This window comes from Pseudomonas fluorescens (genome assembly GCF_005938625.1).
GTDB classification, from domain to species: Bacteria; Pseudomonadota; Gammaproteobacteria; order Pseudomonadales; family Pseudomonadaceae; genus Aquipseudomonas; species Aquipseudomonas fluorescens_BD.
This window is the reverse complement of sequence record NZ_VCNJ01000001.1, coordinates 93898-105207: the sequence shown is the minus strand read 5'-3', so window position 1 is coordinate 105207 and position 11310 is coordinate 93898. Positions and strand designations below refer to the sequence as shown.

The 11310-nt window shown below is 60.0% G+C and carries 10 protein-coding genes, 1 tRNA gene and 1 pseudogene; 6 read left to right on the top strand and 6 right to left on the bottom strand.

From position 1 onward, the window contains the following. Nucleotides 1-27: 27 nt before the first annotated feature. The 3 genes from FGA82_RS00395 to gnd are packed head-to-tail and all read right to left on the bottom strand — an operon-like array spanning nt 28 to nt 3346. Nucleotides 28-849 (bottom strand): HAD family hydrolase, encoded by an 822-nt coding sequence (locus tag FGA82_RS00395; RefSeq protein ID WP_141125602.1) that lies wholly within the window; start codon nt 847-849, stop codon nt 28-30. Continuing rightward, entirely contained in the window at nt 846-2369 is a 1524-nt protein-coding gene (gene zwf, locus FGA82_RS00390) for a glucose-6-phosphate dehydrogenase (protein ID WP_141125601.1), read from the bottom strand. Before zwf ends, FGA82_RS00395 begins: the two co-directional genes overlap by 4 nt. Next, nucleotides 2366-3346, bottom strand: coding sequence for a phosphogluconate dehydrogenase (NAD(+)-dependent, decarboxylating) (gene gnd / locus FGA82_RS00385; protein ID WP_007914838.1), 981 nt, complete (start codon nt 3344-3346; stop codon nt 2366-2368). Before gnd ends, zwf begins: the two co-directional genes overlap by 4 nt. Nucleotides 3347-3619: 273 nt before the next feature. On the opposite strand from gnd, the gene FGA82_RS00380 reads away from it, so the two are divergent. The 6 genes and pseudogenes from FGA82_RS00380 (at nt 3620) to FGA82_RS00360 (ending at nt 7690) form a co-directional block, all read left to right on the top strand. After that, a complete protein-coding gene (locus tag FGA82_RS00380) occupies nt 3620-3802 on the top strand; it encodes a DUF6026 family protein (protein ID WP_007914840.1) in 183 nt (60 codons plus the stop codon). A 210-nt stretch (nt 3803-4012) separates the two neighbouring features. Next, nucleotides 4013-5761 (top strand): phosphoethanolamine transferase CptA, encoded by a 1749-nt coding sequence (locus FGA82_RS00375; protein ID WP_141125600.1) that lies wholly within the window; start codon nt 4013-4015, stop codon nt 5759-5761. Nucleotides 5762-5998: 237 nt separating this feature from the next. Beyond that, a pseudogene (locus tag FGA82_RS32785) lies at nt 5999-6082 on the top strand (DUF6124 family protein); the annotation flags it as partial. A gap of 247 nt (nt 6083-6329) precedes the next feature. Continuing rightward, nucleotides 6330-6575, top strand: a complete 246-nt coding sequence (locus FGA82_RS00370; RefSeq protein WP_141125599.1) for a type II toxin-antitoxin system ParD family antitoxin — start codon at nt 6330-6332, stop codon at nt 6573-6575. Continuing rightward, nucleotides 6568-6858, top strand: a complete 291-nt coding sequence (locus FGA82_RS00365; protein ID WP_141125598.1) for a type II toxin-antitoxin system RelE/ParE family toxin — start codon at nt 6568-6570, stop codon at nt 6856-6858. The genes FGA82_RS00370 and FGA82_RS00365 overlap by 8 nt, the downstream gene beginning before the upstream one ends. A 472-nt stretch (nt 6859-7330) precedes the next feature. Beyond that, nucleotides 7331-7690: a DUF6124 family protein gene (locus tag FGA82_RS00360; protein WP_141125597.1), complete on the top strand. Its 360-nt coding sequence runs from the start codon at nt 7331-7333 to the stop codon at nt 7688-7690. Between the two features lie 165 nt (nt 7691-7855). Here the strand turns inward: FGA82_RS00360 and FGA82_RS00355 are convergent. The 3 genes from FGA82_RS00355 to selA all read right to left on the bottom strand — a co-directional run bounded on the left by FGA82_RS00355 (nt 7856) and on the right by selA (nt 11274). Continuing rightward, nucleotides 7856-7951, bottom strand: a tRNA-Sec gene (locus tag FGA82_RS00355). Between the two features lie 6 nt (nt 7952-7957). Then, on the bottom strand, nt 7958-9874 hold the full coding sequence (gene selB / locus FGA82_RS00350; protein ID WP_141125596.1) for a selenocysteine-specific translation elongation factor: 1917 nt from the start codon (nt 9872-9874) through the stop codon (nt 7958-7960). Then, nucleotides 9871-11274 (bottom strand): L-seryl-tRNA(Sec) selenium transferase, encoded by a 1404-nt coding sequence (gene selA / locus FGA82_RS00345; RefSeq protein WP_171057224.1) that lies wholly within the window; start codon nt 11272-11274, stop codon nt 9871-9873. Before selA ends, selB begins: the two co-directional genes overlap by 4 nt. Nucleotides 11275-11310: the final 36 nt, after the last annotated feature.

Genomic DNA, 11310 nt, shown 5'->3' with positions numbered 1-11310 from the left:
CTCACTCCTACATTTGTTTGGGTGGTGTCAGTGAGGGAGGATGTATTTTTCGATCGCTTGTGCCACGCCGTCTTCGGTGTTCGGCGCGGTGACCACATCGGCCTGACGCTTTACCGCGTCCTCAGCCTGGCCCATGGCGATCGATAAGCCGGCGCAATGGAACATCGCCGGGTCGTTGCCGCCATCGCCGATCGCGGCGGTCTGTTCCAGCGGGATGCCCAGATGCTCGGCAATGGTGGTCAGCGCAGTGCCTTTGTTGGCTTCCAGCGCGGTAACGTCCAGATACACCGGTTGCGAGCGCGAGACTTGCGCCATGCCGTTGACCTTCGGAATCAAGCGCGCTTCCAGTTCGATCAGCAGCTCAGTGTTGTTGCTGGTCGCGACGATCTTGTCGATGTGCTCCAGATACGGTTCAAAACTCTCAACCACCACCGGCGGATAACCGAGACCGTGCTGCTCGCGCGGCACCATCGGCCCGTGCGGATCCTTGAGCAGCCAGTCACCGCCGCTGAACACCCAGATTTCGACATCCGGTTGATCGGCGAACGTGGCCAGCGCAATCAGCGCAGTGGTGGCCGGCAGGTAATGCGCAACCAACAAACTGCCATCCGGATTGACGATGGTTCCACCGTTAAACGCCGCTGTCGGCAGATCAACGCCCAAGGCTTCGATCTGCTGCAACATGGCTTTCGGTGGTCGACCGGTGGCGAGACTGAACAACACGCCCGCCTCACGCAGCGAACGCACCGCATCAATGGTGCGCTGGCTCAGCGTGTGATCGGGCAGCAAAAGCGTGCCGTCCATGTCGCTGAGCAGAAAACGGATGGGTTGTTTCGGCAAATCGCTCATCCGAGACCATGCCAGACGCGGCCATCGCGAGTCAGCAAATCTTCCGCAGATTGCGGGCCATCTTCACCGGCGGCATAGGTCTGCACGCTGGCATCCTGCTGCCAAGCGTCGAGGAAAGGTTGCACGGCGCGCCAACCATTCTCAATGTTGTCGGCGCGCTGGAACAGCGTCTGATCGCCGGTCAGGCAGTCGTAGATCAAGGTTTCGTAACCCGTCGACGGCTGCATCTCGAAGAAATCCTTGTAGGCAAACCCCAACTCGATGTTGGCCATGTTCAACGCCGGCCCCGGCCGTTTGGCCAGCAGGTCGAACCACATGCCTTCGTTTGGCTGGATCTGGATGCGCAGGTACGTCGGCTGCAACTCGTCAACTTCGGTGTCACGGAACTGCGCGTAAGGCGCCGGTTTGAAGCAGATGACGATTTCGGTGTCGCGCACGCTCATGCGTTTGCCGGTGCGCAGGTAGAACGGCACGCCGACCCAACGCCAATTGTCGATCATCACTTTCAGGGCGACGTAGGTTTCGGTGTTGCTGTCCGGCGAAACGTTGGCTTCCTGGCGATAGCCGTTCAGCGCTTTGCCGTCGACTTCGCCAGCGCTGTACTGGCCGCGAACCGAATTGGCCCGAGCCTCTTCAGTGGTCCAGGGACGAATCGCGCCAACCACTTTGGCCTTTTCGCCGCGCACCGCATCGGCGCCGAACGCCGCCGGCGGTTCCATCGCCACCATGGCCAGCAACTGGAACAGGTGATTGGGCACCATGTCACGCAGTGCGCCGGTATGTTCGTAAAAGCTGCCACGGGTTTCGACGCCGACGGTTTCAGCGGCGGTAATCTGCACGTGGTCGATGTAGTGATTGTTCCAGAAGGCTTCGAAGAGGCTGTTGGAGAACCGGCTGACCAGAATGTTCTGCACGGTTTCCTTGCCCAGATAATGGTCGATCCGATAGATCTGCTTCTCGGACATCACCTTGAGCAGACAGGCGTTCAACGCTTCGGCGGTTTGCAGGTCGGAGCCGAACGGCTTCTCGATCACCACCCTTCTGAACGCTTCGGGGGTTTCTTCGAGCAGTTTCGCGGCGCCCAGTCGGCGCACCACTTCGCTGAAGAAACGCGGCGCGGTGGCCAGGTAGAACACCGCATTGCCAGTGCCGCTGTCGGCGATTTTCGCCGCCAGCGCAGAATAAGTGCTGTCGTCCAGGAAGTCGCCCTGGACGTAGCTGATACCTTTGGCGAGCTTGGCCCACAAGGCCGGATCAAGCATCTGATCGCCCTTGCCGACTTTTGCCGCCACTTCGGTACGGATGAAGTCTTCGAGCTTCTGCGCGAAGGCTTCATCGGTAATGGCGTTGTGATCAACGCCAACGATCCGCAGATTGTCGTCAAGCAAGCCGTCGCGACTGAGGTTGTACAGCGCCGGCATCAGCAAGCGCTTGACCAGGTCGCCGTGGGCACCGAACAAAAACAGCGTGGTCGGTGGTGCGGGTTCTGCCTTGGATTTTCTGCGGATCGTATGGGTCATTTCTTCGGTGTCTCCACATGGCCGCCGAAGCCGAAGCGCTGGGCCGAAAGAATTTTGTCGCCAAAGGTGCCCTGGCCGCGCGAACGGTAGCGCGAGAACAGCGAGTTCGACAGCACCGGCACCGGCACCGCTTGTTCCATGGCCGCTTCGATGGTCCATTGACCTTCGCCGCTGTCCGCAACAGAGCCGGAGAAACCGTCGAGCTTCGGATCGCTGGCCAGTGCATCGGCAGTCAGGTCGAGCAGCCACGAGGAAACCACGCTGCCGCGACGCCACACTTCAGCGATGTCGGCGACGTTCAGATCAAAACGCTGATCTTCCGGCAGACGTTCACTGGATTTGGTCTTGAGGATGTCGAAGCCCTCGGCGAACGCGGCCATCATGCCGTACTCGATGCCGTTGTGAATCATCTTCACAAAGTGACCGGCACCGGCAGGACCGGCGTGGATGTAACCGTGCTCGGCACGGTGGTCATCGGACTTGCGATCCTTGGTGCGCGGGATGTCACCCATGCCCGGCGCCAGTGCGGCGAACAGCGGATCGAGGCGCTGCACGGTTTCGGCGTCGCCGCCGATCATCATGCAATAACCGCGCTCCAGGCCCCAGACGCCGCCGGAAGTACCGACGTCGATGTAGTGCAGGCCCTTTTCGGCCAGGGTCTTGGCCCGGCGGATATCATCCTTATAGTTGGTGTTGCCGCCGTCGATGATGGTATCGCCAGCTTCGAGCAAAGTGCTCAGGGTGTTGATGGTGTCTTCGGTTGGCGCGCCGGCCGGCAGCATGACCCAGACCGCACGCGGCTTGGCCAGGCCGGCAACCAGTGCCGGCAAGTCGGCGACGCCGGTGGAGCCCTCGGCGACCAGGTTATCGATGAAAGCGGTATTGCGGTCGTAAACAACGGTGGTGTGACCGTTGAGCATCAGACGTCGCGCAATATTGCCGCCCATGCGGCCCAGTCCAATAATCCCGAGTTGCATGTGCTGATGCTCCTTACTACAAATAAATGTGTGTCATTGGTTATAGCCCAACGCGACTGATGGAGGTTAGTCCAGAGCGTTGCGATGAAGTTTCCGGGCATTGTGCCCGATCCAGACTGATAACGCCCCGAATCATGCAGAAGACACACCGACCATGAAAAATAAAAAAGTTCCATTCACAGGCAAAAGAAATCAAAATCGGCGCCGATAGTAAGTCAGCACCCCAGAGCCGGGGCGCCTTACAGTTGATGCACGCCATTTGCGAGGTGAGCAATGGGCACAGTACACACAGCAATGCCGCCACAAACCCTGTACGTGACAATCCGTCGCGATGAATTGCGTCAGTTGAAAGACGAACGCGACCAGTTGAAGCAGGAGCTGGCGCAGCTGCGCCTCTTGACCCAAGGTGTGCAACCGCAACCTTTGCCGGTCGTTCAGCGTCATCCCCACGCCTGATCCCCGCCTGATTCGGGAACGGCCGCCGCTGTTCCCGACATGACGCACCGCTGCCCGCCTGGCGAAAGCCGGAAAGCGGCAACTCACAAACTTTTCACATTCTCTTCGTAATACTCCGCCCCATTCTGGCCGTACCTGCGTGTACGGCCTCCGTTCGTCGGTTTCATGGATGTTCCGGCGGTGGTTGTAACGAGTGAGCTGGAGCGCCGAATGGCATTGTTCAAACGCAGCAAAACGACTGCGACAGGTTTCGACTGGGCCGGTTTTCTCTGGCTGTTTGTATTCTTCTGGTACTTCTCGGGCATTACCCAGCTGCTGATCCAGTTGACGGGCACCTCCGGTTTCACCGGGTTCCGTCAAGCGTTCGTCATGAGTGCGATCTGGCTGGCGCCGATGCTGCTGTTTCCCAAACGCACCAAACTGCTCGCCGCCGTAATCGGCGTGGTGCTGTGGGCCTGCTCGATGGCCAGCCTGGGTTACTTCTTCATCTATGAGCAGGAGTTCTCCCAGAGCGTCATCTTCATCATGTTCGAGTCGAACATCTCTGAAGCCGGCGAGTACATGACCCAGTACTTTGCCTGGTGGATGGTGCCGGCATTCCTCGCGCATACCGCCTTTAGTTATTTCCTGTGGACACGTTTGCGCCCGGTGTATATGCCCCGTGGCCGCGCATTCGTCGCAGCAATGGCCATTCTGATTGCGGTCATCGGTTATCCGCTGGTCAAACAAACGATGCGCATGGGCACGTTCGCCCAGGGCTTCGAGAAATTCGAAACCCGCATCGAACCGGCGGTACCATGGCAAATGGTCGTGGCTTATCACCGTTACCAGGAAACCCTCGCCGACATGCAGGGCATGCTGCACAACGTCAGCAAGATCCCGCCGCTGCAAAACCTCAAGGACGCCTCGGCCGAGCAACCGAAGACCCTGGTGCTGGTCATCGGTGAGTCGACCAACCGTCAGCGCATGAGTCTCTACGGCTATCAGCGCAACACCACGCCGGAACTGGACAAGCTCAAGGATCAACTGGCGGTGTTCGACAACGTCGTCACCCCTCGCCCGTACACCATCGAAGCGTTACAGCAAGTGCTGACCTTCGCTGACGAAGAGCATCCGGATCTGTACCTGTCGACGCCGTCGCTGGTCAGCATGATGAAACAGGCAGGCTACAAAACCTTCTGGATCACCAACCAGCAGACCATGACCAAGCGCAACACCATGCTCACGACCTTCTCCGAGCAGGCCGACGAGCAGGTGTACCTGAACAACAACCGCAATCAGAACGCCGCGCAGTACGATGGCGACGTGATCGAGCCGTTCAACAAGGCGCTGGCTGACGCGGCACCGCGCAAGCTGATCGTCGTGCATTTGCTCGGCACACACATGAGCTACCAGTACCGCTACCCGCCGACGTTCGACAAGTTCCAGGACCGCAACGGCGTACCACCGGGCGTTCGTGATGACCAGGTGCCAACCTACAACAGCTACGACAACGCCGTGCTGTACAACGACTTCGTGGTGTCGAGCCTGATCAAGGATTACGCCAAATCCGATCCGAACGGCTTCCTGTTGTACCTCTCCGACCACGGTGAAGACGTGTTCGACTCAGTGGGCCACAAGACTCTGGGCCGCAACGAAAACAAGCCGACCGCGCCGATGTACACCATCCCGTTCATGGCGTGGGCCTCGCCGAAGTGGAAAGCCAATCACGACTGGAACTTCGCCGGTGATCTGGATCGCCCGTACAGCAGCTCGCACCTGATCCACACCTGGGCCGACCTTGCCGGTTTGAGTTTCGATGAACTCGACCGCAGCAAGAGCCTGGTAAGCGACAGCTTCAAGGCGCGGCCATTGCTGATCGGCGACCCGTACCAGACCGAACAGCGCGCGCTGATCGACTTCAGTTTGATGAAGCCGAAAAAGCCCGATGCCGCTGTCGCGGACGCGGCGGAGCAGTAACACCAGAAGGGGCCGGAAACGGCCCCTTTTTCATGGCCGCCGCTCGCGAAGGACTGATCGCCATACTCAGGGTGAGCAGTGCATTGCCATGGCGAGTTTTTCGGAATTCGCTGGATACGGTGGAGCAAAAGATCGCAGCCTGCGGCAGCTCCACCCATTTCTGCAGGAGCTGCCGCAGGCTGCGATCTTTTGCTTTTTGAGGTGTTATCAGGGACAGACCACCTTGCCCCGAGATAGACGCTGTTGGGGATCGCGCAACTGATCATGCTTGGGGAGCTGGCGGTGAATCGGGTGATGGATAATCTGGAGTTGCCGCAGTAGCGGGCCTCTATGATCGTTCCCACGCTCTGCGTGGGAATGCCTCAACGGATGCTCCGCGTTCGGCTTTGGAAGGGACGCGGAGCGTCCCGGGCTGCATTCCCACGCGGAGCATGGGAACGATCAACACCGGCGATCTTTTGATTTTACAGTGACGAGGACTATCGTTTGTTCAACGGGCTCAATGCTCGTTAGCGCACCAATAGTGTGATAATTTGCGCACATTCGATCATTCTCCGGAGGCCCGTTCATGGCAACTGTACGAAAAACCATCACCGTGACTGACCAGCAAGACCACTGGATCAAAGCCCAGATCGAAGCTGGTCATTACACCAACGACAGCGAATACATCCGCGATCTGATCCGCCGAGAACAGGAGCGAAACGCCGAACTGGAAACCATCCGTGCGGCGCTTCGTGAAGGTGAATCCAGTGGAAATCCTCGCCCCTTCGATCCCGAGGCATTCAAGAAGAGAATGTTAAGCGCGCATGGCTGAATATCGTCTCACCCCCGCCGCTGAGGGTGACCTTGAGGCGATCTGGAGTTATACGGCTCAGCAATGGGGGCTGGATCAGGCCAATCGCTACATCGACATGATTACCGCAGCCTTCGAGCAATTAGCCGAGCGCCCAAAAACCGCGCTGGCCTGCGACGCAATCCGCCCCGGTTATCGGCGTTGCAGTGTGGAACGCCACATGATCTATTTTCGGATCACCGCGTACGGAATCGCGATCATCAGAGTCCTGCATGATCGGAGGGAAGCGCAGCGTAATCTCTGACAAAGACTCGCATTTCGCTGGATACGATGGTGGGCGGGTACCCGTAAGATCAAAAGATCGCAGCCTTCGGCAGCTCCTACAAAGATCAGCGTTATCAGGGACAGACCGCCTTTCCCCCCAGATCTTCGCCCGACTTTTCGTTTTTTTAAACTGGAGTGTTTAAAAGACACCTCCAGACACGCCTTCAAGGCTACAAATTCTTGCGCCATTGCCTACAGCTACGCCAGAATCCGCCGGCTTGTGCGCCTTGGGGTCGGGTTCTATTGTGGTGCGGTCGCTGACGAATCAGCGATCGGGTTTAGCAGCTCGGCAATTTCAAGGCACGCGGGTATCGCCATATGTTATGGCGGCTTTGCGTGGGGCACTTCGGTGCGCCGGGATCCTTGAGCCTGGTCTGCTAACCCGCGTACAGCCGCCACCCTATCCGTTTAGCAGCGATGGATGACGGCTCCACATCTCAAGGAGCTTTACCATGATAAAACCAACACCCAACCCACCCGAAACCGACCTCGCCTCCCCCTACGAATCCCTCGATTCAAAAAAGCTCAACGAAGCCGCCGAACGCGCGCTCGATCACTACCTCTGCCCACCCGGCTCCACCCCACCGCCACGCAAAACCCGCCGGATGTACGCCGTTACCGCCGACTTCAAAAACGAGGAACTGCTGGCCGATGCCAGCGAAACACTCGCCTCAGCCAGAACTATCGCCCATGACTTCGCCCACCTCATCCCCGCGTCGCAGCGCAGAACGCTGTTGGGGATCGCGCAACTGATCATGCTCGGCGAACTGGCGGTGAATCGGGTGATGGATAATCTGGAATTGCCGGATTAGTTCGGGTACAGATCGTTCCCACGCTCTGCGTGGGAATGCAGCCCGGGACGCTCTGCGTCCCTTCCAAAGCCGAACGCGGAGCGTCCGTTGAGGCATTCCCACGCGGAGCGTGGGAACGATCAATTCGGGACAGGCCCAAGGGCTGTGATCTTTTTTTAAGAAAACTGGCGGAAGGCAGCCGGAGTCGAACCTGCCCGGGAACGGATGCCGTCCCCAACCGGGTTTGAAGCCCGGCCGCGCCACCGGGCGCGATTGCCTTCCTTGAACTCATTGTGCGCAGGCGTGGGCCAGCGCGTTGTCGGGGCGGATCTGGCGGGATTCGCCGAGGCGTCGGGTCAGGCCGACGCGGTCGAAGTATTCGAGGTACTGAATACAGCGTTTGCGACCCAAGCCTAGCGCATCGCGGAAGGTTGTCACCTGGATCTGCGGATTTTCCTTGGCGAGTTGGAGCAACACGTTGGCCATTTGGCGCAGTTGCACGTCACTCAAGAACAGGTCGCGCACCACCTGATGCATCAGACCGAGCCGCGCCAGTTTGCGCAGCAGCAGGCGTACGACGGCATCTTCCTGACCGAGTATTTTCGCGATGTCGCGCACCCATGGCGGGTCGAAACCGGCCTGTTCGAACAACGGCTGTAATTGCAGCAAGAGGCTTTCGTCCTCGGCATTCAGACGCACCTGATGATCCGGCAAATGCAGCCACGGTCCGCTTGCCTGAACCGATCCGGCGGTGAGCAATTCATCCAGCAGACTGACAAACGTCGAGCGCTCCAGTGCCAGACCACTGAAGCGCCGCAAGCGATCGCGGTCCGGGCCCATCTGGTCGGGCTCCAGTTCATGAAACTGTGCGAGTTGTTCCAGCAGGGTGAATTTCAACTGCCCCCAGCGTTGCACGTTGAACAGCACCGGGCCTTGGCGGGTGTCGATCAGGCGCACGTTTTCCGCTAACGACCAGGACGCGCGTGGGCGATTGAATTGGCGTTCCAGCCGCAACGGGTCGAGGCCGCCCGCACTGTAGTTGAGCAACACGGGCAGTACCTGTTCGAACTCGTCGCCCGAAACCAAGGCGCGCAATTGCGCCAGACGTTCCGGGCTGCGACGTTGTCGCGCCGGGGCGAACGGGTCGAGGACCTGTCCGCCACCGAGGGTACGTTGCGCGCTCTGGTCGCGCAGGATCAATCGATCGCCCTTCACCGCGTGCACCGGTGCGTTGATCAGCAGTTGCGCAAACATCCGCTCGCCGGGACTCAAGCGCGGACCTTCGAGCAAGGCGACGCGGGCGATCACATCCTGCGTGCCGAGGTGCATGTGTACCGGATGAAAGTGCTCGAAGGTGCGCTCGCCAGGCAGCAGTTGAAAGTCGATGTCGACCCGTTGTGTCGGCGCGTGCAGCCACTCGCTAAGCAACCACTGGCCGCGATGGATCTGCGCCAGTTCAAGACGCTCGCCGCTGATATTCAAAGCCACTCGCTGCCCGGCGAAAGCCTGTTCGGCGGGTTGATTTTGCGCGTGCAAGCCGCGAACCCGGACCGATTTGCCGGAAGGTCCGAGCAACAGTTTGTCGCCGACTGAAACAGAGCCCGACAACGCCGTGCCGGTCACCACAATCCCCGCACCGGCAACGCTGAACGCACGGTCGATGGCCAGACGAAAACCACCTTCACGGCTACGCTCGTGCACCTCGCTTTGCGTCTGCAACAACACCTCGCGCAGTGCCTCAATGCCCTGCCCGCTCAGGCTCGACACGGTCAGGATCGGCGCCTCGGCAAACGGCCCGGGGGCGAGCAGGTCCAGCACTTGGCGCTGCACCTCTTCCACCCTGCCCGCCTCGACCCGATCGCATTTGGTGATCGTCACCAAGGCACGCGGAATACCCAACAATTCGACAATCGCCAGATGCTCGCGGGTCTGCGGCATCACGCCGTCATCGGCGGCGACCACCAGCAGCACCAGATCAATGCCTTGGGCGCCGGCGAGCATGTTGTGGGTGAATTTCTCGTGGCCGGGGACGTCGATAAACCCGGTCAGGCCCGCGCCGGGTTCGAGTTCCGCGTAGAGGTAGCCAAGATCGATGGTCATCCCGCGCTCGCGTTCCTGCGGACGGCGGTCGCCGGTTTGTCCGGTCAGGGCTTGCAGCAGCGACGTCTTGCCGTGGTCGATGTGCCCCGCCGTGCCGACAATCACAGGTCGACCTGCAACTGCGGCAATTGCCTGAGCCAGGCCGGTTCATCGTCGAGTTGGCGAAGGTCGAGCCACAACGCATCGTCGTCAATGCGCCCGAGCACCGGGATCGGCAAGGCTCGTAACGCGGCTTCCAGACTCAACAGGCAACGCCCGCGCAAGCGCTTGGAGACTTGCGGGCGACAACACAGCGCCGCACTCGGCAAACGCGCCACCGGTTGGCTGCCGCTGCCGATCATGCCCAAGGCCTCGACTGCGCTGACCTGCCACAGCGAACCCAAGACTTCAGCCATCAAGGGCTGCAACCGTGAAGCCTGCGCGAAGATGTCTGCTTGCGGACGAGTCAACAGGCGCAGACTCGGCAGACGTTCAGCGAGGCGATCCGGATCGCGATACAAACCCAGGACCGCCTCCAGTGCCGCCAAGGTCAACTTGTCCACCCGCAATGCGCGTTTGAGCGGGTTCTTCTTGATCTTCGCGATCAGCTCTTTACGCCCGACGATCAATCCCGCCTGCGGGCCGCCGAGCAATTTATCGCCGCTGAAGGTGACGATATCCGCGCCATCCAGCAGCGCCTGACGCACCGTCGGTTCCGCCGGCAATCCCCAGCGTGTGAGGTCGAGCAGACTGCCACTGCCCAGATCTTCCAGCAACGGCAAGCCATGCCGATGCGCCAACTCGGCCAGCTCAGCGGTCGGCACCCGAGCGGTAAAACCTTCGATGCTGTAGTTGCTCGCATGCACACGCATGATCAAGCCGCTGCGAGGGCTGATCGCCGCTTCGTAGTCGCGAGCATGGGTGCGATTGGTCGTACCGACTTCATGCAGGCGCACGCCAGCGCGGGCCATGATGTCGGGGATGCGGAACGCGCCGCCGATTTCGATCAACTCACCGCGCGAGATGATGCCTTCCTTGCGTACGCCCAGACTGTTCAGCGTCAGCAGCACGGCGGCGGCATTGTTGTTGACCACGGTGACGGCTTCTGCGCCGGTCAGTTCGCGGATCAGGCCTTCGATCAGATCATCGCGATCACCGCGATTGCCGCTGGCCAGATCGAATTCCAGATTGAGCGGATAACGCGCGGCCATTTGCACGGCGTCGATGGCTTCGTCCGGCAACAAGGCGCGGCCCAGATTGGTGTGCAACACCGTGCCGGTGAGGTTGAACACTCGGCGCACCTTGCTGCGTTGTTGCTGGGCCAGGCGTTCACCGACGCGGCCGGCGAGCACTTCAAGGCTGATTTCGACGGCTGATAACTGCCCGTTCAACACGCTTGAACGCAGTTCATCGAGCAATTGACGCAGACTCGCCAGCAGCGACTCACGGCCGTGACGCTCAAGCAAAGGCACGCATGCCGGGTGACGCAACAAACTATCAATGGAAGGTAACCGCAGGGACATCAGCCACTCCTGGAGACAGATCACTGCGCCAGAGTGTAG